This is a genomic window from Isoptericola sediminis, assembly GCF_013085345.1.
Taxonomy (GTDB): Bacteria; Actinomycetota; Actinomycetes; order Actinomycetales; family Cellulomonadaceae; genus Isoptericola; species Isoptericola sediminis.
Map to the genome: position 1 here is coordinate 119,852 of NZ_JABFAJ010000015.1, position 22,753 is coordinate 142,604.

General features: G+C 74.8%; 18 protein-coding genes and 1 tRNA gene. 14 read left to right on the plus strand and 5 right to left on the minus strand.

Annotation, left to right across the window (positions count from 1 at the left end; translation table 11 throughout):
- The first annotated feature begins 2 nt into the window (after positions 1-2).
- Both HLI28_RS08630 and HLI28_RS08635 read left to right on the plus strand, forming a co-directional pair.
- Complete coding sequence (locus HLI28_RS08630; RefSeq protein WP_343035736.1) at positions 3-4,133, plus strand: hypothetical protein; 4,131 nt, start codon at positions 3-5, stop codon at positions 4,131-4,133.
- A 31-nt stretch (positions 4,134-4,164) separates the two neighbouring features.
- On the plus strand, positions 4,165-4,380 hold the full coding sequence (locus HLI28_RS08635; RefSeq protein WP_171247015.1) for a hypothetical protein: 216 nt from the start codon (positions 4,165-4,167) through the stop codon (positions 4,378-4,380).
- A 58-nt stretch (positions 4,381-4,438) separates the two neighbouring features.
- Here HLI28_RS08635 and mscL read toward each other — a convergent pair whose 3' ends face one another.
- The 3 genes from mscL to HLI28_RS08650 all read right to left on the minus strand — a co-directional run bounded on the left by mscL (position 4,439) and on the right by HLI28_RS08650 (position 6,070).
- Positions 4,439-4,831, minus strand: coding sequence for a large conductance mechanosensitive channel protein MscL (gene mscL, locus HLI28_RS08640; RefSeq protein ID WP_171247151.1), 393 nt, complete (start codon positions 4,829-4,831; stop codon positions 4,439-4,441).
- Between the two features lie 165 nt (positions 4,832-4,996).
- Positions 4,997-5,656 carry an SAF domain-containing protein gene (locus HLI28_RS08645; protein ID WP_171247110.1) on the minus strand — a complete coding sequence of 220 codons (660 nt, stop codon included), beginning with the start codon at positions 5,654-5,656 and terminating at the stop codon, positions 4,997-4,999.
- 96 nt (positions 5,657-5,752) lie between these two features.
- A complete protein-coding gene (locus HLI28_RS08650) occupies positions 5,753-6,070 on the minus strand; it encodes an FmdB family zinc ribbon protein (protein ID WP_171247111.1) in 318 nt (105 codons plus the stop codon).
- A 71-nt stretch (positions 6,071-6,141) separates the two neighbouring features.
- On the opposite strand from HLI28_RS08650, the gene HLI28_RS08655 reads away from it, so the two are divergent.
- Complete coding sequence (locus HLI28_RS08655; protein WP_425483388.1) at positions 6,142-8,799, plus strand: penicillin acylase family protein; 2,658 nt, start codon at positions 6,142-6,144, stop codon at positions 8,797-8,799.
- Positions 8,800-8,815: 16 nt separating this feature from the next.
- Here the strand turns inward: HLI28_RS08655 and HLI28_RS08660 are convergent, their stop codons facing one another.
- Positions 8,816-9,472, minus strand: coding sequence for a 5-formyltetrahydrofolate cyclo-ligase (locus tag HLI28_RS08660; protein ID WP_171247112.1), 657 nt, complete (start codon positions 9,470-9,472; stop codon positions 8,816-8,818).
- Positions 9,473-9,536: 64 nt separating this feature from the next.
- On the opposite strand from HLI28_RS08660, the gene HLI28_RS08665 reads away from it, so the two are divergent.
- From HLI28_RS08665 to HLI28_RS08715, 11 genes are all read left to right on the plus strand, one after another.
- On the plus strand, positions 9,537-10,175 hold the full coding sequence (locus HLI28_RS08665; protein ID WP_171247113.1) for a GNAT family N-acetyltransferase: 639 nt from the start codon (positions 9,537-9,539) through the stop codon (positions 10,173-10,175).
- An 80-nt stretch (positions 10,176-10,255) separates the two neighbouring features.
- On the plus strand, positions 10,256-11,407 hold the full coding sequence (locus HLI28_RS08670) for a DUF4231 domain-containing protein (RefSeq protein WP_171247114.1): 1,152 nt from the start codon (positions 10,256-10,258) through the stop codon (positions 11,405-11,407).
- A 97-nt stretch (positions 11,408-11,504) separates the two neighbouring features.
- Positions 11,505-11,577, plus strand: a tRNA-Ala gene (locus tag HLI28_RS08675).
- A 226-nt stretch (positions 11,578-11,803) separates the two neighbouring features.
- Positions 11,804-12,658, plus strand: coding sequence for an aldo/keto reductase (locus tag HLI28_RS08680; protein ID WP_171247115.1), 855 nt, complete (start codon positions 11,804-11,806; stop codon positions 12,656-12,658).
- 286 nt (positions 12,659-12,944) lie between these two features.
- Positions 12,945-14,354, plus strand: a complete 1,410-nt coding sequence (locus HLI28_RS08685; protein WP_171247116.1) for an MBL fold metallo-hydrolase — start codon at positions 12,945-12,947, stop codon at positions 14,352-14,354.
- Positions 14,355-14,425: 71 nt separating this feature from the next.
- On the plus strand, positions 14,426-15,034 hold the full coding sequence (locus HLI28_RS08690; RefSeq protein WP_171247117.1) for a rhodanese-like domain-containing protein: 609 nt from the start codon (positions 14,426-14,428) through the stop codon (positions 15,032-15,034).
- Between the two features lie 16 nt (positions 15,035-15,050).
- Positions 15,051-15,917, plus strand: a complete 867-nt coding sequence (locus tag HLI28_RS08695; protein WP_171247118.1) for a TSUP family transporter — start codon at positions 15,051-15,053, stop codon at positions 15,915-15,917.
- Positions 15,918-16,058: 141 nt separating this feature from the next.
- A complete protein-coding gene (locus tag HLI28_RS08700) occupies positions 16,059-16,337 on the plus strand; it encodes a metal-sensitive transcriptional regulator (RefSeq protein WP_171247119.1) in 279 nt (92 codons plus the stop codon).
- 135 nt (positions 16,338-16,472) lie between these two features.
- Positions 16,473-17,582, plus strand: a complete 1,110-nt coding sequence (locus HLI28_RS15960) for a diguanylate cyclase domain-containing protein (protein ID WP_171247120.1) — start codon at positions 16,473-16,475, stop codon at positions 17,580-17,582.
- Positions 17,583-17,637: 55 nt separating this feature from the next.
- Complete coding sequence (locus tag HLI28_RS08710) at positions 17,638-19,242, plus strand: hypothetical protein (protein WP_171247121.1); 1,605 nt, start codon at positions 17,638-17,640, stop codon at positions 19,240-19,242.
- 24 nt (positions 19,243-19,266) lie between these two features.
- Complete coding sequence (locus HLI28_RS08715; protein WP_171247122.1) at positions 19,267-20,715, plus strand: family 20 glycosylhydrolase; 1,449 nt, start codon at positions 19,267-19,269, stop codon at positions 20,713-20,715.
- Between the two features lie 19 nt (positions 20,716-20,734).
- Here the strand turns inward: HLI28_RS08715 and HLI28_RS08720 are convergent, their stop codons facing one another.
- Positions 20,735-22,717 (minus strand): dolichyl-phosphate-mannose--protein mannosyltransferase, encoded by a 1,983-nt coding sequence (locus HLI28_RS08720; protein WP_343035739.1) that lies wholly within the window; start codon positions 22,715-22,717, stop codon positions 20,735-20,737.
- Positions 22,718-22,753 lie beyond the last annotated feature (36 nt).

Sequence of the window (22,753 nt, forward strand, 5' to 3'; positions counted from 1 at the left end):
GCGTGAGAGTGTTGCGCCGATCCACCGCCGCGACCGGGGCCCAGCCCGCGGCCGGACCGCACGACGCCACGGGACAGGCTGACCGGTCGGGCGACGGCGCCGCGCCGGAGTCGTCGCGGACCGACGCCACCTCCGACGACGCCACCGCCCGCAGCGCCTCCTCCGCCACGGGACCGACGACCACGACCCCGCTCGTCGACGCCGTGCGCCGGTGGCGCGCCGGGCTCGTCGAGACCGCCGGCGGCGCCGGGGTGGCCGACGTCGGGCTCCTCGGTGAGGCCGTCGTCGACCTGTCCGCCGCGCACCCCTCGGGCGTCGCGCAGCTGTTCGCCGGGCGGGCCACCCGCTTGTCGAACCTGGTCCGCGAGGGCGACTCCTTCCCCACGGCACGACGCCGGGCCCGGGCCGTCATGGTGCGGTCGGCCGAGCACGCCGCCCGCTACGGCATGGCCCCCACCTACCTCGCGATCGGCGTGGCCACGTGGACCGAGACCGTCGACGCCGACGGCGAGCCCACCGCCGAGCGCCGCGGGAAGCTGACGGCGCTCGCCGAGGTGGCGGCGTCGGGCACCAGCGCCGCCTCCGCCGCGAGCGCCTCCTCCCCGCCCGAGGCCGTCACGACATCCATCCCCGTGGTCAGCGTCGCCGCACGCGAGCCCGAGGCGCGAGGCGTGCCGTCCGGCGAGGACGGCGCCGGCGGCACCCGGACCGTGCACGCCCCGGTGCTGCTGCGCCCGGTCCTGCTCGCCCCACGCGGCGAGGGCGAGACCGACTACGAGCTCACGCTCGAGCCGACGGTCGAGGTCAACCCCCAGCTGGTCCGCACGCTGCGGGCACGCGGTGCCCGGCTGGACGCGGCCGGGCTCGCCGGCGCGACCTTCACGGCGGCCGGTTTCGACCCCGACGACGTGCTGGAACGGCTCGCCGACATCGCCGCCGAGCACCTCGACGACTTCAGCTGGGAGCACCGCGTGCTGGCCGGCACGTTCGTGCACCCCGCCCAGGCGCTGGTGGACGACCTCGACGAGCTCGCGCCGGCGCTGGGCCGTCACGAGCTGGTCGCCGCGCTCGCCGGTGCCGAGCCGGCGCGCGAGCGCGTCGCCGGCGTCGAGCTGCCGGAGCCCCGGCGCACGGACCCCGACCCGGCGCGGGAGCGGGGCGTGGGCGACCTGGACCCGGACCAGCGGCAGGTGGTCGAGGCGGCCGCGACCGGTCACCACCTCTTCGTCGACGCCCCGGTGGGCGCCGACGTCGCCGGGACCGTCGCCGCCGTGGTGGCGGAGGCGGCCGCCGCCGGCCGGTCGGTGCTGTACGTCACGGGGCACCGCCGCGCGGCGGACAGCCTGGCCCAACGGCTCGACGAGCTCGGCCTGGGCGGCCTCTCGCTCGACGTCACCCCCCGGCCGACCTGGCGCGACGACATGGCCCGGCGGCTGCTCGCGGCGATGGCCAGCGAGCCGGAGGACGTGGACACGACCGGGCCGGCCGAGGTCCGCGACGCCCTCATCGGGGCGCGGGCCCAGCTGACCGGCTACATCGACGCCCTGCACGCGCGGCGCTCGCCGTGGGGCGTCTCCGCCTACGACGCGCTGCAGGAGCTGGCGCGCCTCACCTCGGAGCGGCCGTCGCCGTCGACCCGCGTCCGGCTGGACCCGACGACGGCGCTGGCCCTGGACACCGAGCGACGGCACCGGCTCGCGGCCGACCTGGAGCGCGCCGCGACGCTGGGGGCCTTCACGCTGCGCCCGTCCGGCACGCCCTGGTTCGGGGCCGACCTGCTGACGATGGACGCCGCGCGGGACGCGCTGGCCCGGGTGCGACGCCTCAAGGACGCGACGCTGCCGCAGCTGCGGCGCCAGATCGCCTACACCGGCGAGGTCACCGGTCTGGAGGTGCCCCGCACCACCCGTGCCTGGGGCGAGCAGCTCCGCATGCTCGCCGGGATGCGCAGCACGCTGGACGTCTTCCACCCGATGGTGTTCGAACGCACCGCCACCGACCTGGTGCAGGCGACCGCCCCGCGCGCCTGGCGTCGGGAGCGGGGGATCGAGATGGGGTGGTTCACCCGTCGCCGGCTGCGCAAGCGCGCCCGCGACATGGTGCGCCCCGGGGTGCGGGTCACCGACCTGCACGGCGCGCTGCAGGAGGTCGCCGCGCAGCGCGACCTGTGGGCGGAGCACTCGGCGCGCGGTGGTTGGCCGACGCTGCCCGAGGGGCTGGCCACCATCGAGGACACCTACGAGGCGGTGCGGATCGACCTCACCGAGCTCGAGCCGGTGCTGGCCCCCACGACGGCGGGCGGGCGCCTGCTCGACCTCGACCTGGACGCGCTGGCCCAGCGGCTGCACCAGCTCGCGGGGGACCCGAAGGCCCTCGAGACGCTGCCGGAGCGCACGGCGCTGCTGCGGCGCGCCCGTGAGGCGGGGATCGGCGCGCTCGTGGACGACCTGACGACGCGGCGCGTGGCCGGTGACCGGGTCTGCGCGGAGCTGGACCTGGCCTGGTGGTCGACCGTGTTCGAGCAGGTCCTCGCCGAGGACCCGGTGCTGGCCGGGCAGGACGGTGCCGGGCTCGACGCCCTGGCCCGGCGCTTCCGGGACCTGGACACGCGCCACCTGGCCGCGCTGTCGCAGCCGGTGCGGGTGGCGACCCGGTCGCACCTGGGCACGGCGATGCGTGCGGACCGGCAGGGCGCCGAGGACCTGTTCGCCGAGCTCATCGGGGGACGCCTGACCTCGCTGCGCGACCTGGTGGACCGGTACGGGGACCTGGCGCGGCGGCTGCGGCCGGTGGTGCTCGCGACGCCCACGCTCGTGCCGCACCTGATGCCGGCGCACCGCACCGCGGACCTCGTGGTCGTCGACGCCGTCCAGCACGTGCCCACCGAGGTGGTCCTGCCCGCGCTGGCGCGCGGCCGGCAGGTGATCGTCGTCGGCGACCCGCGGTCGGCCTCGGGCACGAGCGTGGCCGAGCTGTCCGAGCTGCTGCCGACCCTGACGCTGCAGGCGCGGGAGAACCGTCGCGACCCGGCCCTGACCCGCCTCCTGGCCGCTCACGGGTACGACGACCTGCTGCGGCCCGCCCCGGTCCCGCGGTCCGAGGAGCTGATCCGCTTCGACCTCGTCGACGGCAGCGGGATGCCCGACCAGACCAGCGGCTCGGTGCAGAGCACCCGGGCCGAGGTGGACCGGGTCATCGAGGCGTCCATCGAGCACGCGATGACGCGGCCGGAGGAGACCCTCGGCATCGTCACGATCACGGCGGCCCACGCCGACCGGATCCGCGAGGCCCTGCTCGCCGAGGTGCGCGCGAACCCCGCCCTCGCCCCGTTCTTCTCCGGCCGGCGCCCCGAGCCCGTGGTCGTCGCCGACATCACGGGGGTCGCCGGGCTGTCCCGCGACACCATCCTGCTGTCGGTCGGCTTCGGCCGGACGCCGCACGGCCGGGTGCTGCACCGGTTCGGCGTGCTCGGGGAGGACGGCGGCGCGGCCATGCTGCTCGGCGCGCTCGGCGCCACACGGCGTCGCCTGCACGTGGTGAGCTGCTTCGACGCCGCGGCCCTGGACCCCGACCGGTTGCGCGGTGCCGGTCCGCGGCTGCTGCGCGAGGTGCTGGAGACGGCCGAGCGGCGTTCGGGCGTCGCCGACCAGGTCGAGCTGGGCAACGGCGTCGACGTGGGCCGCGTCCCGGACCGGCTGGTCACGGACCTGGGTGAGCGCCTGTGGCGGCTCGGGTACCTCGTCGAGACCGACTACGGCACCGTCGACGGCGACCACGTCCCCCTGGTGGTCGGGCACCCGGACCTGCCCGGCGAGCTGCTGGTCGCCGTGCTCACCGACGACGAGGACTACGTGGCCGAGCCGTCGGTGCGGCTGCGTGACCGGCAGCTCGCGCAGCGGCTGGAACGCCTCGGCTGGACCGTCACGCAGGTGTGGTCGGCGGCCGTGTTCCTCGACCCCGACGGCGAGGCGGACCGGGTGCGCCGGCTGGTGCAGCGGGTCCGCGACGAGCGCGTCGGCACCCCGGGCGGTGTGCCCGTGCCGCCGGAGATCGTCGTGCCGGTGCTGGACGACGAGGGCGAGCCGGACGACTCCCCGGTCGGGCCGGTCGCGGACCAGGACCAGGTCGACTGATCCTCGACCGCGGGGCGGGCAGAATGGTGCCGTGAGCGAGAACGCCGAGCCCTCCGTCGACCCCGTCGACCCGGCCGGGACCCCGGAGACGCCCGCCGTGCCGGCGGGCGCACGCCGACGCGGGCCCCGCCGGGCCGTGCGCCGGGGGACCGAGAAGGAGACCCACTGGGGCGTCAGCACGGACGAGTCCGGCGGTCACGGGTCCAACGACGACCGGCTGCGCGGGGACGTGCCCCCGCACTGGTGACCCCGGCCCCGCAGGACGGGTCCGGTCGGGCGGTCGCCCGACCGGTGGCGCTCGGGCGTCAGGCGCGGCGCTCGGCGAGGAGGTCGCGGATCTCGGTCAGCAGCACGACGTCCGGGGAGGGCACGGGCTCCGGCTCCGGCTCCTGACCGCGGGCGCGCCGCTCGGCCAGCCTGTTCATCGGCAGCACCACGACGGCGTAGAGCGCGGCCGCCACGAGCAGGAACCGGAGCACGGCGTCCAGGAACAGCCCGATCGAGAACTGGGCGCCGTTGAGCGTGAAGTTCCCGACCCCGGCCAGGCTGGCCTCGCCGAAGACGGCGGCGATCAGCGGGGTCAGCAGGCCGTCGGTCAGCGCGCTGACGACCCCGGCGAACGCGCCGCCGATGACGATGCCGACCGCGAGGTCGACGACGTTGCCCCGCATGATGAACTGCTTGAACCCGGACAGCATGCTTGTCACCTGACGGCGTCCCTTCGGGGTGTGCGGAGCGCGGCGGTTCGCCGCGCGCGACGGTCGACCGGCATCCGATCAGCCCGGGAGCCGTCGCGCAAGGCAACGCACCGTCGCCGGCGCCGGCGGGGCGGCTCCCGGGCGCACGGGTCGCCGGCCCGGCCGTCACGGCACGAGGACCGGGGCGATCGCGCCCCACCCGGAGGAGGCCGACACCGCGGGGGCCTCCTCGGGCGAGACGGCGACCAACGTCACGCCGGTGGAGTCGCCGGCGTCCGGGACGCCGAGCAGACGGGCGCCCGGCTCGTCGACGGTGCCGGCTCCGGGATCCTCCGCGGCCGGCGGCAGCACCTGGGCGCGCCGTGCCAGTCGTGTCCCGCCGTCGTCGGTGGCGACGAGGTCGATGCGGTCCCCGGGCCGCAGCCAGCCGGACTCGGTGAGGCGCACGGCGACGACGACGGTCCCGGGCGGAGCGGACCCTGCCGGCCCGCCCGGGCGGACCACCGAGGCGGACAGCGGGGTGCCGGCCGCCAGGTCGACGACCGTCGTCCGTCCGAGGGCCTCGTCGGGGTCGCGCAGCAGCGTCGCCGGGGCCAGCGCGGCCGGGACCGGCACGGTGGTCACGTCGTCGGACGTCAGGGTGTGGCCGGTGGTGACGTCGTGCGCGGTGACGAGGACGTCCAGGGTCGGGGGCGGCGCGGGTCGGACGGCCGCGACGACCGCCCAGGCGGCGAGCCCGCAGCAGCAGGCGGCCACGACGAAGCGTGACCGCCACACGACCAGGCGCAGGGACGCACCGACCTGACGGTTCGCGGTGAGGTCCATGCCGGGGAACGCTAGGGCCGGCGGTGCCGGGTCGCGGCGCAGCCGGGCACCCCGCTGTGGACGCCTGCGCCGGTGGGTGGGCGGGGTCCGCTGAGGTCAGGCGGAGGCGGCCTGCGAGGACCCGCCGGAGGACGAGCTCGAGGAGGAACCGCCCGAGGAGCCGGAGGAGCCGGAGGACGACCCGCCCGAGGACGAGGTCCCGCCCGAGGACGAGGACCCCGAGCTCTTGCCCCCGCCGGCGCGCGAGTCCGTGCGGTAGAAGCCGGACCCCTTGAAGGTCACCCCGATGGAGCCGTACTGCTTGCGCAGCCGTCCGGCGCACTCGGGGCAGACGGTGAGCGCGTCGTCGCTGAACGCCTGGCGGATGTCGAAGGCGTGGCCGCAGTCGGCGCAGCGGTAGGCGTACGTGGGCACGGTCTCTCCTCAGATGGCTGGCACTCGGATCCTGCGAGTGCCAATCATACTCGGGCGGTAGTCTCGCCTGCGTGTCTGCGAGCACCGACCCCGTCACGCACGAATCCGACCCGCCCCGCTCGGGCGACGAACCGCCCGAGGACGACGCCGTCCCGCCCCGACGGTCGCGGCTGCGCCGCACCGCCGTCGGCATCGCGGTGCTCGTCGTGCTGGCCGTCGTCGCGACCGTCACGTTCACGGTGGTCACCGCCCGGCGGCCGCTGCCCGACCACGCCGCGACCGAGCAGGTGCCCGGTCTGAGCGGCGAGGTGACGGTGCAGCGCGACGCCCAGGGCGTCCCGCACGTCTACGCCTCGACCGCGGAGGACCTGTTCGCCGCCCAGGGCTTCCTGCACGCCCAGGACCGCTTCTTCGAGATGGACTACCGGCGGCACGTCACCTCCGGCCGGCTCGCCGAGCTGGTCGGGGACGTCCCCGCCGCGATCGACGCCGACAAGGTCATCCGGACCTTCGGGTGGCGCGACGTCGCCGAGGAGGAGTGGAACCTCATCTCCCCGGAGTCCCGCTCCTACCTGCAGGCCTATGCCCAGGGCGTCAACGCCTACCTGGCCGACCGTGCCCCGGAGGACCTCGCCGTGGAGTACACGGTGCTGGGCGTCACCGTGGACGTCGCGGACCCGGACCCGTGGGACCCGGTCGACTCGCTGGCCTGGCTCAAGGCGATGGCGTGGGACCTGCGCGGCAACTACGACGACGAGCTGGCCCGGGCCAAGGCCTACAGCACGCTCGAGGACGTCGAGCTGGTCGACGAGCTCTTCCCCGCCTACGCGGCAGCCGGCAACACGCCGATCCTCGCCGAGGAGGACCTGAGGGCCACCGACGCCGACACGGTCGCCCGGACCTCCACCGAGCTGCCGTGGGGCACCGAGGCCCTCGACGCGGCCATCGAGTCCGCCACGGCCGCGCTGGACTCCGTCCCGGTGCTCGTCGGGCGGGGGGAGGCCTCCGGGTCGAACTCCTGGGTCGTCTCGGGGGACCTGACGGCCTCGGGCGAACCCCTGCTGGCGAACGACCCGCACCTGTCCCTGGGCGCGCCCGGGATCTGGTCCCAGGTCTCGTTGCACTGCGAGCAGGTCGACGACTCGTGCCCGTTCGACGTCAGCGGGTTCTCCTTCGCGGGCTTCCCGGGGGTGATCATCGGCCACAACGGCGACCTGGCCTGGGGCCTGACGAACCTGGGTGCCGACGTCACCGACTTCTTCGTCGAACGCGTCCGCAACGACACCTGGCTGCGCGACGCCGACGCCGAGGAGTGGGTCGACATGGAGTCGCGCACCGAGACCATCCGCGTCAACGGGGGTGACCCCGTCGAGCTGCCGGTGCGGTCCACGGAGCACGGGCCGGTGGTCTCGGACGTGCTCGACGTCGGCGCGGTCGTGGGGTCGCCCACGGAGGACGGCACCGAGTTCGGCGAGTACGCCGTCTCGCTGGCCTGGACCGCCCTCGAACCCGGGCGGACGGCCGACGCCGTGTTCGCGCTGGGCGTCGCGAGCGACGCCGCCGACGTGACCGAGGCGGCCGCGCTCTTCGACGTGCCGGCGCAGAACATCGTCTTCGCCACCACGGACGGGCACATCGGCTACCAGGCGCCCGGGCGGGTGCCGGTGCGCCGGGACGTCGACGGGCCCGTGCCGTCGGACGGCACCTGGCCGCGACCCGGCTGGGATCCCCGGTTCGACTGGACGGGGTACGTCGACCCGGCGGACATGCCGCGCGCGCTCGACCCCGAGGAGGGGTTCATCGTCGCGGCGAACCAGGCCGTGCTGCCCGACGGCGTCGGACCCGAGCTGGGGAAGGACTGGGACCACGGGTTCCGGTCCGAACGGATCCGCACCCTGCTCACCGAGCAGATCAGCGCGGGCCGGCAGTTCACCGTCGAGGACATGAACGAGATCATGCTCGACGACTGGTCACCGTTCGCCGCGGCCCTGGTGCCGGTGCTCCTGGAGATGGAGATCGACGACCCCTACGACGCGGCCGGGCAGGAGCTCCTGGCCGGGTGGGACTACCGCACGGACGCCGACTCGGCGGCCGCCGCGTACTTCAACGCCGTGTGGCGCAACCTGCTCTCGGCCACCTTCTGGGACGACCTGCCCGCCGACGCCCTGCCCTCGGGCGGCTCCCGCTGGCTCGTCGTGGTGCGGGACATGCTCGAGCGGCCCGACGACCCGTTCTGGGACGACCGCTCCACGCTGAACGTGCTCGAGACGCGTGACGAGCTGCTCACCCGGGCGCTGGTCACGGCGCGTCACGACCTCACGGTCGAGCTGTCGAAGGACCCCGGCGACTGGAGCTGGGGGGCGCTGCACGAGCTCTCCCTGGAGCACCCGGTGCTCGGAGGTCCGGACGTCCCCGGCGTCGTGCGCGACTACGTCAACCCGGGAGCGGTGGAGATGGCGGGCGGCAGCTCGATCGTCAACGCCACCGGGTGGGACGCCTCCACCGGGAGCTTCGCGGTGCAGACCGGACCCTCGATGCGGATGGTCGTCGACCTCGCCGACCTGGACGCGTCGACCTGGGTGACGGTGACGGGGACGTCGGGCCACCCGGCGTCGCCGCACTACGACGACCAGCTCTCCGCCTGGGCGGCGGGGGAGACGTTCGCCTGGCCGTTCTCGCGCGAGGCCGTCGCGGAGAGCGCCGAGGACACCGCGACGCTGGTGCCCTGACCCGCTGCCCGCCCCGTCAGCGGGCGGGCAGCGGCTGCCAGCCCTCGGGGGTGGCCACGGCGTGCACCGGCACGTCGTGGTCCTCCACGGGGAGCGGGCGCTCGGTGGCGTCGTAGAACTCCTCCGGGAACACCATCGCGACCACCGGCACGCCGGGGCGGGCCCGCTTCAGCGACCGGTCGTACCAGCCGCCGCCCTGACCCAGGCGGACGCCCTGGGTGTCCACGGCCAGTGCCGGGGCGATGACGACGTCGGCGTCGGCGATCGCGTCCCCGCCCAGCGTGCGGCCCCCCGGTTCGGGCGGCCGCCCCGGGGCGCGCTCCAGCAGGTCCTCCGGCCCGGTGTACTCGGCCCAGTCCCGCGCGAGACCCGCGCCGAGGACGGGCAGCAGCACCCGCGCGCCCCGGCCGGCGAGCTGTTCGAGCAGTGCCGCGGTGCCGGGTTCGGTCGGCCGCGAGGCGTAGGTGGCCACGACGGCGGCCTCGGTGACCGAGGGGAGCGTGGCCAGCACCTCGGCGAACGCGGCCGCCGCCTCCTCGCGCAGCCGCGGCGAGCGCTCCTGGCGCTGGTGGCGGATCGCGCGGCGCAGCTCGTCCTTGGCGTCGCCCGTCTCCATACCGTCGACGATCGGGTACGGCTGCGGGGTGGTCAGAGGCCTGCGGTCGCCGTGCATGCCCTCATTGTGGCAGGGTCCGGGAGTCGAGGGGCCCGGCATGCCGGGCGTGGACGGGGGTCGGATGAGCGACACGAGAGGGTGGGCGGTGACCAAGCCCTGGCCGGTCACGCTGCGCGAGGACATGCCCTCGGGTGGTGCGGTGGTGCTGCGGCCGCTGCGCCGACGCGACGGCGCCGCGTGGATGCGGCTGCGGCGTGCGAACGCGGACTGGCTGGACCGCTGGGAGGCCACGACGCCGGGGGACCGGCCCGGGACGTCGTCGTTCGGCGAGTACGTCCGGGCCCTGAGCGCGCAGGCCCGTGCGGGGACGGCGCTGCCCTTCGCCGTCGAGCTGGACGGTGAGCTGGTCGGCCAGCTCACCGTGTCGTCGATCCAGTACGGGTCGTTGTGCTCGGCGAGCATCGGCTACTGGATCTCCCGGGAGCACGCGGGCCGGGGCATCACCCCGACCGCGGTGGCCATGGTGACCGACTACTGCTTCCAGGTGGTCGGGCTGCACCGGGTGGAGATCAACATCCGCCCGGAGAACGCCGCCAGCCTGCGGGTGGTGGCCAAGCTCGGGTTCCGCGACGAGGGCGTGCGCGAGCGGTACCTGCACATCCAGGGGGACTGGCGGGACCATCGCACGTTCGCGCTCACCACCGAGGAGGTCCCCGGGGGGCTGCTGAGCCGCTGGCAGCGGACCCGCGACGAGGCCTGAACGCTCGCGCGCCGTCCAGGTCGCGGACACGCCGCCCCGTGGTGCGGCCCGGGCGTGCCCGCCTCGCCTACCGTCAGGTCATGGAAACGTCGCCGGCCGGGCTCGCAGTCATCGCACTGTTCGTGCTCTGGCTCGGCTACTGGGTGCCGCTTCAGCTGCGCCGACGGACCGAGCTCGCCGCGGCCAGGGTCGACGACCGGTTCTCCGGCGGCCTGCGGATGCTGACGGTGGCGGACGGAGCAGGAAAGGGACGAGTGATGCCCACGAACCGCGCGGCGGGGCACGGGCCCACGACGGGCAGCACGCCTCGCGTGTCCGCGCACACCTCCGGCCCGGCGTCGGGCATGACGCCGCAGGTGCGGGCGTCACGGCTCGCCGTGCTGGAGCGCCGGGCGGCCCGGGCGCGCCGCCGGCTCGCGCTGAGCGTCGTGCTGGCGCTCGTGACGGCGGCCGGGTGGACGCTCGTGGCCCTCGGGTCCGTGCCGTGGCCGGTCGCCGCGGTGCCGTCCGTGCTGCTGGCGGTGGTGCTGGTGCTGGGCCGGCTGGCGGTGATGACCTCGCGCCGGTCGGACACCCGCTGGCGCGCCGAGCGTCGTGCCGAGCAGCAGCGCGCGACCCAGCGCCGCACGCTGGCGCACGGCGGGCCGTACGCGCCGCGCAACCGTGCCCGGGTGACCGGGTACGCGGTGCACCCCTCGGACACGAACACCCAGATGATCCCGCGCGTCCAGCCGCCGCCGTCGGCCACGTCGGCCCGGGACCGGCGGGAGACCGTGGCCCCTTCCTCCGACCGGCCGGCCGAGCCCGCCGAGGAGGACGAACCGAGGTCCTCTCCGCAGGCTCCGACGCCCGACGACGTCAGCGAGCGCTCCGCCGACGAGCGCCCGGGGTCGCCGGACGGCACGGACGGGACGGCGTGGCGCGTCGGCGGTGCTCCCTGGGACCCGGTCCCGGTCCCGCTGCCGACCTACGTGACCAAGCCGGAGGCTCCGCCGCGCGGCTCCACGACGGCCGGGCTGCTGGCCTCGCTCGCCGGCTCGACCCACGGCGAGGGCGGCCCGGTCCGCAGCGAGCGGTGGACCGTGGAGGACCGTGCCGGCCGGCGGTCGCCGGCGGACGGACCGGCTGCGACGACGCCGGAGCCGTCGGCCGGTGACGACCCGCGCCCGCGGTCGGAGACGCTGGGCCTGCCGCTGGACCAGATCCTGGCGCGGCGGCGCGCGGCGGGCTGAGGTCGCCGTCGGGCCGCTGCGACGCACGTCACGTCGTCGGGGCCGCCCCGATTTGGTCGGAAGCGGTGGCCAGGTGCTAATCTGACTACCGCTTCACGGGGCTATGGCGCAGTTGGTAGCGCGTCTCGTTCGCAATGAGAAGGTCGGGGGTTCGAATCCCCCTAGCTCCACCCGGCACGAAGGCCCGGAACCCTTGCGGTTCCGGGCCTTCGTCGTCTCTGCGGCCCGTTCCTGCACGTCGATGCGGGTGGACGCTCCCGCGCCGTGCGCTGGCGCCCGACGGTCCTGCCGGCACCGTGGGGTTCGCCCCCGAGGGGTGTACCAGTGGTGCCTCGCAGGTTCTCGCGGCCCGTCCTAGCGTGGACGGCGTCGCACGAACCGAAGGAGCGATCCACCATGATGCTGAACGAGACGTACACCCTGTCCAACGACGTGACCATTCCCCGGATCGGCCTGGGGACCTGGTTCATCAAGGACGACGTGGTGGCCCAGGCCGTGCGCGACGCCGTCGCGATCGGGTACCGGAACATCGACACGGCGCAGGCCTACGGCAACGAGCGCGGGGTCGGTGAGGGCGTCCGCACCGCCGGCGTGCCCCGCGAGGACCTGTTCGTGTCGACGAAGCTGGCCGCCGAGGTCAAGTCCTACGACGAGGCGGTCGCGTCGATCGACGCGTCGCTGGAGACGATGGGACTCGACTACGTCGACCTGATGCTGATCCACAGCCCGCAGCCCTGGGACGACTTCCGGGGCGGGGACTACGCCGACGGCAACCGCGAGGCCTGGCGCGCGCTCGAGGACGCCTACGAGGCCGGCAAGCTGCGGTCGATCGGCGTGTCCAACTTCGAGCAGAAGGACCTGGAGAACCTGCTCGAGGGCAGCACGGTCACGCCCCACGTGAACCAGCTGCTCGTGCACGTCGGCAACACCCCGTTCGACCTCCTCGACTTCTGCGAGAGCAACGGGATCCTCGTGGAGGCCTACTCGCCCATCGCGCACGGCGAGATCCTGAAGGACCCGGACGTCGTGGCGATGGCGGAGAAGTACGGCGTGACCGTCCCGCAGCTGTGCATCCGTTACACGCTGCAGCTCGGCACGCTCCCGGTGCCCAAGACCGCCAACCCCGACCACATGCGCAGCAACGCCGACGTCGACTTCGAGATCTCGGACGAGGACATGGACACGCTGTTCCGGGTGCAGTTCACGGACTACGGCAAGAGCGCCGTCTTCCCCGTCTACAGCGGCGCGTGATCCCGGCCGGTCCGGTCGCCGCCTCCGCGCGGACCTGACCGGCCGACGGCCCCGTCGGGGCCCCTCCGAGCGTTCGGAGGGGCCCCGACGTGTGTCCGGGTGCGGTGTCGCCGAGGTTCCCGCGGTGGTTCCGGCCGGGTGCTGCGCACCAGGTCGTCGGGGCTGCTCAGGGGCAGTAGGGTCGAGAGTGACACATACCCCGGGGGGTGTGACTTGAATACCCTAGGGGGTATGCGTCAGACTGGGGTCGACGCATTGCGGAACCGACCTCAAGGAGACACTTCCCATGCTGCTCGAACGGATCTACGACGAGGACCTCGCCCAGGCGAGCTACTTCATCGGGTGCCAGGCCAAGGGCGAGGCGGTCGTCGTCGACGCCCGTCGCGACGTCGCCGAGTACCTCGACCTCGCCCAGCGGCACGGCATGCAGATCGTGGCCGTGACCGAGACGCACATCCACGCCGACTACCTCTCCGGCACGCGGGAGCTGGCGGCCACCACCGGTGCCGACATCTACGTCTCCGGCGAGGGCGGCCAGGACTGGCAGTACGGCTTCGAGGCCAACCGCCTGTACCACGGCGACACCATCAGGATCGGCAACATCACCATCGAGGCGCGCCACACGCCGGGCCACACCCCCGAGCACCTCGCGATGCTCGTGACCGACGGTGCCTTCAGCGACGCCCCCGGCTACGCGCTCACCGGCGACTTCGTCTTCGCCGGCGACCTCGGCCGTCCCGACCTGCTCGACGAGGCCGCGGGCGGCGTCGACACCCGGTTCGAGGGTGCTCGCCAGCTCTTCGCCTCGCTGCGCGACGAGTTCCTGACCCTGGGCGACCACGTCCAGGTCTTCCCGGCCCACGGTGCCGGCAGCGCCTGCGGCAAGGCCCTCGGCGCGCTGCCCTCCACCACGGTCGGCTACGAGCGCCTGAACGCCTGGTGGGCGCCGTACCTGCGCGACAACGACGAGCAGGGCTTCATCGACGAGCTGCTGGACGGGCAGCCCGACGCCCACGCCTACTTCGGACGGATGAAGCGCGAGAACAAGGACGGCCCGGCGCTGCTCGGCCCCCTGGCCCCGCTCGGCCGGATGGCCAACGACGACCTCGCGCGCCGTCTCGAGGCGGACGAGTTGATCTTCGTCGACACCCGCGACCAGCACGCCGTGCACGCCGGGACCGTCGCCCGCAGCCTCAACGTCCCCGGGATCGCCAAGGCGGCCAGCTACGGCGCCTGGGTCTACGACCCGGAGAAGGAGAACCGGCCGCTGATCCTGCTGGCCGAGGACCAGGCGTACGCCGAGGAGATGCGTGACCACCTGGTCCGCGTCGGCATCGACACCGTGGCCGGGTTCACCCCCGAGCTCGACGGCCTGCCGATGACCACGCCGCGGACGATCTCCCCGGCCGAGCTGGAGTCCTTCGACGCCACGCTGGTGCTCGACGTCCGCAACAAGACCGAGCACGCCGACGGCCACATCCCGGGCTCGAAGCAGCTCAGCGGCGGCCGTGTGCTGTGGAACCTCGACCAGCTGCCCGACGAGGGCACGATCGTCACGTACTGCCAGTCCGGCGTGCGCAACGCCGTGACCGCGAGCGCGCTGCGCCGTGCCGGCTACGACGTGGTCGAGCTCGAGGGCAGCTACGCGGGCTGGACCGCCTGGCGCGGCTCCCAGCGCGTCGCGCAGCCCGCGTGACCGCCCCGGCGACCCACGCCCCGTCCTCGACGCACGTCCCCCACCCCCTGACGAAAGGCACCACCTCACCGATGGCTTCCACCGCCACCGTCACCACCATCGAGCCCGGCGAGCTGAAGCAGCGCCTGGCCGACGACGAGCTGACCATCATCGACGTCCGCACCCCGGCCGAGTTCGAGACGGTGCACATCCGCGGCTCGTACAACGTGCCGCTGCCGCTGCTGTCCGAGCACACCGACGACCTCGCCGACCGCCTCGGCGGCCGCGTGGTGCTGGTGTGCCAGTCCGGCGTCCGCGCCGGGCAGGCGCAGGACCGGCTCTCCGCGGTCGGCCTGGCCAGCGCCGAGGTGCTGGCCGGCGGGATCTCCGCGTTCGAGTCCGCCGGCGGCGCCGTCGTGCGCGGCACCCAGCGCTGGGCCATGGACCGCCAGGTCCGGATGGTCGCGGGCTCGCTCGTGCTCGCCGGGTTCCTCGGCAGCAAGCTGATCCACCCGCGCGTCGGCTTCCTCGCCGGCGCGATCGGTGCCGGGCTGACGTACTCGGCCCTGTCCGACTCCTGCGCGATGGCCGCGGCGCTGTCCAAGGCGCCGTGGAACCGCACCGAGGTCAGCCCGACGGTCGAGAACACCATCCGGTCCATCCCGGTGGCGCCGCAGGCCGTCTCGGCCCGGGCCGCCTGAGCGGCGGGGGACGATCGTGGACATCACGACAGTGGCCGTGCTCCTGCTGGCGGTCGTGGTGGGCATCTCCCTCGGCCTGCTGGGCGGGGGAGGGTCCATCCTCACCGTCCCGCTGCTGACCTACGTCGCCGGCTTCCCGCCCAAGGAGGCCATCGCCGCCTCGTTGCTGGTGGTCGGCGTGACGTCGGTGACCAGCATGCTGGCCCACGCCCGCCGCGGCAACGTCCAGTGGCGCACCGGCCTGCTGTTCGGTGCGGCCGGGATGGCGGGTGCCTTCGCCGGCGGTCTCGTCGGCGGGCACGTCCCCGGCACGATCCTCATGATCGCCTTCGCGGCCATGATGATCGCGACGGCGGCCGCCATGATCCGCGGTCGCCGCAACGGCCGGGCGCCCGAGCACGACGGCACGCTGAAGGTCGGCCGGACCATCGTCGACGGGCTCGTCGTCGGGCTCGTCACGGGTCTGGTCGGGGCCGGGGGCGGATTCCTGGTCGTCCCCGCGCTCGTCCTCCTCGGCGGGTTGCCGATGTCGGTGGCGGTCGGGACCTCCCTGCTGGTCATCGGGATGAAGTCGTTCGCCGGCCTGGCGGGCTACCTCACCTCGGTGTCCCTGGACTGGGGTCTCGTCGCGGCCGTCACGGTCGCGGCCGTCGTCGGCTCCCTCGTCGGAGCCCGGCTGAGCAACCGGGTCCCTGAGGCGGCGCTGCGCCGCGGGTTCGGATACTTCGTCCTGGTGATGGGCGTGTTCGTCCTCGTGCAGGAGCTGCCGGGTGTAGGCGGCCTCGTGGTCGCCGTCGTCGCCGGCGTGGTGGCGCTCGCCGCGGTGGCGTGCCGCCTGGCGGGCACCCGGTGCCCCGTGCGCAGCCGCGTCGCGGCGCACTGACGCCACCCGGCCGCCACCCGCCCCGTCCCGGCCCGTCCGGGACGGGGCCTCCCGGAACGCCCCGGGGTGGACGTATCCTGACGTCCGCCCCGGGGCGTCCTCGTGTCCGGCGGCACCCGTCGACCAGGAGCGAACCGTCCGATGATCACTGCCGACCCGCAGACCCAGCGCCGCATCCTCAACCGCCTCAAGCGTGCCCGGGGCCAGCTCGACGGCGTCATCTCCGCCGTCGAGGACGGCGGCAGCTGCCGCGACGTGGTCACCCAGCTCGCCGCCGTCTCGACCGCCCTGGACCGGGCGGGCTTCGTCATCGTCTCCACGGCGATGCGCGAGTGCGTCAACGACCCGGACGGCACGGCCGAGGCCGAGGACGGGCTCACCGCCGAGGAGCTCGAGAAGCTGTTCCTCACCCTGGCCTGACCGCCGGCGGACGCCGCGTCGGGGCCCGCGGACGACGAGCCGCCACCTGACCGGTGGATGAACGACGGTGAACACTGCCGGAAGACTCGGCGATCTGGCCCCCGCGACGCCTCCGCGGCTGCGATGCTCACGATCGTGCACGACGAGATCACCGAGGTCGCCCGCCACCGACAGGTCCGGGGCGGTGCCCGGCTGGCCGGCATCGTCGCCGACCTCGCCCGGCCCGTCACCGTGGTCGGCTCCTCGATGCCCGTGGGGCAGCTCGAGGTCATGTTCCGCAGTCCCGAGGTGACGTGCGTCGCCGTGCAGGACGACCACGGCGGGTCCCGCACGGGGCTCGTGGTGCGAGCAGGTCTGACGGCCGCGCTGACGGGCCGGCTGGGCTACGGCCGGGCCGTGCTGGAGCGACGCCCCGTCGCGTCCGTGACCGACTGGTCCCCGATGACGGTCTCGCCCGAGGACTCCGTCTCGACGGTCGCCACCCGCGCGATGGAACGCGACGAGGCGCACCGGTACGACGACGTCCTGGTGGCCGGGTCGCACTGGGCCACCGCCGCGACGGCGGACCTCATGCGAGCCCTCGTCGCGGCGCTGGCCGACCGGTCCACTCAGGACCCCCACACCCGGCTGCCCACCCGTGGTGCGACCTACCACTCGTTGTCACGGCGCTGCGAGCTGGTCCGGGGGTCGGCCCTGCGCGTGGCGCTCGTGCTCGTCGACGTGCGCGGCATGGGGGGCCTCAACGCCCTGCACGGGCTGCAGGTCGGCGACGACGTGCTGACCGCGCTCGCGCAGCGGCTGCGCACCGGGCTGCCCCGCGGGTGCGAGCCCGGCCGGGTCGACGGCGACCGTTTTGCCGTGCTCGCCACCCTGCCGGCGATGGACGACGTGCACGCCGCGGCCTCGGCGGACCAGCTGCGCCGGCTCGTGCTGGCACGGCTGACCGAGCCCGGCGACGACCTGCCGGTCCGGCCGGACCTGCGGTCGGCGGTGGTCTGGTCCGTCGCGGGCGCCGGGTCGCCGGACGAGCTCGTCGTCGAGGCGGAGTCGCGGCTCGCGCGGGACCTGGGGTCCCGCGACGGCGTCCCCGCCGTGCCGGACGGCCCGGGGTCGCCGTCACCCGCCCCGACCACGTCGGGTGAGCCCGCGGTGACGCCGCCGACCCCCTCGGCGGCGCCGTCGCTCCTCCCGCGCCGCGACCGGCGGGCCGGCGCCGCGAGCACGTCCGCGCCGCCGCTGGTCTGAGCCGATCCACCGGGTGCTGTCGACCCGGGGGCGCCGGATACGCGAAGATGTTCTGGTGCCTGCACGGAAAGCCCGATTCGTCCTGTCGACCCTGACCGTCGTGCTGCTCGCCGGTGCGTGCGGGGACGAGGTGAGCCCGCAGCCGTCCGACGGCCCGGCGGTGCAGACCGTGGTCCGCGAGCCGGCCTCGACGGTGCTGCTGGACTCGCCCGACCCGGCGGAGCTCGCGCTGACGGCGAGCCAGCAGATCTTCGAGCGGTCGCCGGTCGCCGTCGTGGCCGGGTCCGGGGCGGACCTGCCGGACGGGGCGGTCCGGGCGCTGCACGCCGCGGCCGCCGAGAGTCTCGGTGCCCCGGCGCTGCTCGTCGGGGGAGCGGTGTCCGACCGCGGGGTGTCCGACGAGCTGGACCGCCTGGGCGCCCGGGTCGCCGTCGTGGTCCGTCCGGGCGCCGACCCGGGGGAGACGGAGAGCGCCTCGCCCGAGCCGCTGGCGGCGGAGGCGGCCCGGGCGGCCGGTGTCGAGGTGGTCACCCTGGAGACCCCCGCGCTGCTGCCGGGGAGCGACCCCGGTGTCGAGCCGCTGTCCGAGGACGAGGAGCAGGAGCTGCGTGACCGTGTCGACGCGGCGCTGGCGGACGGTCGGCCGTCCCCCGCGTCCTCACCCGCCGCGCGCCTGACCGAGGTGCTCGCCCTGACCGACCCGCGTCCCGGACAGGAGGCCGCGATCGCCACGCTGCGCGCCGCGGGCGCCGTCGACCACGAGGTGCCGGGCGGGGACATCGCCGGTGCCCCGGAGGTCATCGAGCACGTGGACTCCGTCCAGGCGCTGGCCGTCGTCGGGGTGGGGCCGACCTTCGGCAGCGCGGAGGAGTTCGCGTGGCGGGTGGCCGCGGCCGAACGCGGCGAGCTGCTGCCGACCGGGACGCAGCAGCTGCTGCCGGCGCGGTACGTGAGCGTCGAGGGCGGTCGGCGCGACGACCCCGCGGCGGTGGTCGACGCGGCGGCGGCCGCGGCCGACACCTACGCCGGCCTGGAGGGCGGGCCGGTCGTCCCGACGGTCGTCGTGCAGGCCAGTGCGGCGGCCGGCCACGAGGGGGAGGACGGCGACTGGGTGGCCGAGGAGCCGCCGGCCGAGCTGGAGCCCCTGGTGGACGCGGCCCGGGACGCCGGCCAGTTCGTCCTGCTCGACGTGGGGGCCGGCATGTCCACCCTGCGTGAGGAGGTCGAGCCGCTGGAGGACCTGCTGGCGAGGCCGGGGGTGGGGGTGATGCTCCACCCGGAGGACCGGCGTTCCGACGGGGAGCAGCCTCCCGGGCAGGTGTCGGCGGCCGAGGTGGAGGACGTGGTCCGCTATATTGAAGGGGTGGTAACTAATCACGGTCTGCCCCCGACGATGGTGGTCCTGCACCAGACGCGACCGGAGTCCGTCGTCGACCGTGACCAGCTCGGCCGGACGGCCGCCGGCACCGAGGCGGTCGAGCTCGTCGTCGCCGCCGACCGGACCGGTGGTCTCACCACGACCGAGTGGGTGTGGGGGCGCGTGACCGACGGCCTGCCCGACGGGGTGCACGCCGGCTGGGCGGGCCCGGAGCCCGAGTACTACCGCTCCGTGGAGCTCGTGCCGACGGACCCCGCCCCGTTGCTCGTGACCGGTTCCTGACCGGCCGGGCCCGACTGGAGACCCATGCTGCTGCCCCTCATCCCGTGGCCCACCGACGTCGCCGGGACCGGCGACGACCCCGTCGCCGTCCCCGCGATCCGCGTCGACACCCCCGACCCCGCCGTGGCCGCGCTGGTCGCCGAGCAGGTCGAGGCCGCCGGCGTCCCGGTGTCCGACGACCCGGCGGAGGGACGTGCCGTGCCCTTCACGCTGCAGGTCGACCCGGCCGCCGGCCCGGACGGCTCGGGCGTCGAGGAGCGGTACACGCTGCGGGTCGGCGACGGCGAGATCCGTGCCACCGCCGCCGCGCCCGTCGGCCTCCTGCACGCCGCCCGCACGCTGCGCCAGCTCGTGACGCACCCCGCCGCGGGCGGCGCACCCGTCGTGGCCCCCGTCGTCGTGCACGACGCACCGCGCTACGCCTGGCGCGGCCTGAGCCTGGACGTCGTGCGCCACTGGTTCGGCCCCGACGACCTCCGGGCCGTCGTCGACCTCGTCGCCTCGTTCAAGCTGCGCGTGCTGCACCTGCACCTGACCGACGACCAGGGCTGGCGCATCGAGATCCCCTCCCGTCCGGAGCTGGAGAGGGCCGCCGACCACCAGGTCGGCGGCGGCCCGGCCGGCCGGCTGACCGTGGACGACTACCGGGCGCTGCAGGAGTACGCCGCGGCGCGCCACGTGACGATCGTGCCCGAGTTCGACATGCCCGGGCACGTCAACGCCGCCACCCACGTCTACGGCGCGCTCACGTCCGACGGGGTGCCGACCGACGCCTACGACGGCATCGAGGTCGGGTTCTCGCGACTGTGGTTCGACAACCCCGCCACCGAACCGTTCCTGCGCGACGTCATCGGTGACCTGGCGCGCATGACCCGCGGGCCGTGGGTGCACGTCGGCGGTGACGAGGTGCTGACCATGGAGGTCGCGGAGTTCGCGCGGTTCGTCGAGCTCGCCGCCCGGATCGTGCGCGAGCACGGCAAGACGCCGATCTTCTGGCAGGAGGGGGCACGCGGCCCGGTCGAGCCCGGCACGCTGCTGCAGTACTGGGAGCCGAAGGGCGAGGACCTCGACCGGTTCGTCGCGGCGGCCGAGGCGGGGGCCCGCTTCGTCATGTCACCGGGCGACCACGCCTACCTGGACATGAAGTACACCGCCCAGCACCCCCTCGGGCTGGAGTGGGCCGGCCACGTGGAGCTGCGCGACGCCTACGAGTGGGAGCCCACCGCGGTGATCGACGGGCTGCCGGCGTCCGCCGTCGAGGGTGTGTCGGCCGCGATCTGGACCGAGACCCTCACCACCCGGGACGAGCTGTTCTCCATGCTGCTGCCGCGGCTGGGCGCCGTCGCCGAGGTCGCCTGGACGGCCCCGGAGCGCAAGGACTTCGACGGGTTCACGGCCCGCACGGCCGCGTCGGCGCCGTCCTGGACGGCTGCGGGCTGGGCGTTCCACCCCACCCCGCAGGTCGCCTGGTAGGACGCGGAGCGACCTCGGGTCAGATCCAGTTCTGGAAGCGGATGACCTCGCGCCAGTAGTCGTACGGCACCGCCATCGCCGACCAGAACGGGTAGAACGCGACCGACACCAGGGTGATGAGCAGCACCACGACCGCGATCACCGCGGCGGTGCCGCCCTTGCCCTGACGCCATCGGGTGCGTTCGAGCGCGACGACCATCGGGTAGACCAGCGTCATGACGACGAACGGCGTGAAGACGATCGTGTAGAAGGTGAAGATCGTGCGGTCCGCGTACAGGAACCACGGCAGCCAGCCGGCGATCGTCCCGGAGATCACCGCCAGCGCACGCCAGTCACGCAGCCAGATCCCCAGGGCGACCGTGACCACCAGCGCGATCGCGGCCAGATACCAGAGCAGCGGGTTGCCCAGCGCCGTGACCGCGACCGCGCAGCCGCCGTCCGTGCCCGCCGGGCAGGCGCCGTCGCCCGCACCGAGCCGGTCCCAGTAGAAGGACGTCGGACGCCACTGCACGATCCAGCCCAGCGGGCCCGCCGCGTAGGCGTGCTCCGCGTCCAGCGTGGTGTGGAACTGGAACACCTGCTGGTGGTAGTGCCACAGGCTCGCCATCCAGTCGGGCAGCCAGGAGACGGCCTGTTCGGGGTTCTCCGCGGCCCAGTCGCGGTAGTAGCCCTCCGAGCCGGCGATCCACCGCCACCACGAGGCCACGTAGGTCAGCGCCGCGACCGGGACGATCTGCAGGAACGCCGGGACGGCGTCGGCGAGCGCCGAGTCCTCGAGCCATCGACCGATCCCGGCCCGACGTCGGGCCGTGACGTCCCACAGGACGGTGAGCAGCCCGAACGCCGCGACGAACCACAGCCCCGACCACTTCACGCCGCACGCCAGGCCCAGCGAGACGCCGGCCGCCAGCCGCCACCAGCGCATCCCGAGCCGCGGCCCGTACTTGTCCACCGTGCCGCCGGCGTCCAGGACGGCCGCCACCCGCGTCGCCAGCCGGCGGCGGGCCCACTCCCGGTCCAGCAGCAGGCAGCCGAAGGCGACGAGCACCCAGAACATGAGGAACTGGTCGAGCAGGGCGGTGCGCGAGTGCACGATCGCCTGCCCGTCGATCGCCAGCAGGAACCCGGCGACCAGGCCCATCGTCGTCGAGGCGAACAGCCGCCGCGCGATCCGGACGAGCAGCAGCACCGCCAGGATGCCGACGACGGCCGAGGCCAGACGCCACGCGAAGGGGTTCGCCGCCCCGCCGCCGGCCTCCATGCCCAGCCACATCATCCACTTGCCCACCGGCGGGTGGACGACGTAGGCGGCCTGGTCCAGGTAGGTGTCGACGTCGCCGGCCTCGAAGGCGGCGTTCGGGTCGTCCGGCCACTGCCGCTCGGTGCCCGAGCTGCCCAGGGTGTAGGCGTCCTTGACGTAGTACGTCTCGTCGAAGACCAGCGCGCCGGGCCGTCCGAGCTCCCACAGCCGGGCGACCGCGGCCACGAGGGTGACCAGGACGGCCCCCACCCAGCCGTAGAGACGGGCCGACCACGTCGCGCCGAGGCCCAGGCGCCGTTCGCCCAGCAGCCGGACGAGCAGGGCCCGCTCCGTGCCGCCCCCGGTCCCGTCCGTCGTGCCCGGAGCGTCGTCGTCCGAGTGGTCGTCCCGGGCCGGGTCGGCCGTCGCCGACACCGTGGCGACGGTCGCGACCGCGGCTGCCGCGCGCCTCTCCGCGGCCGGCGTCATGCCGGTCTCGGGCCGTCGGGCCGGAGGGTCGGCGGGCGAGGACGCCGCGACGTCGGGCGCGGACGTGGCCCGCCCCTCGCCGTTGACCGCGGGCGTGGACCCGGTCAGCGCCCGGAGTGCTCCCGTCACCACGGGGATGCCGCGGGTGTTGGTGCGGCGGTCGTGCCCGTGGATCTCGCGACGGGACGGGTACTGGCGGTTCGGCGACCCCGTCGGGTCTTCCTCCGGCGGCACTCCGGTGTGGGCGGGGGCGTCGGGATCGTGGGCGCTCACCTCGGTCACTCTAGGGGGTCGACGACGCCCCGTGGG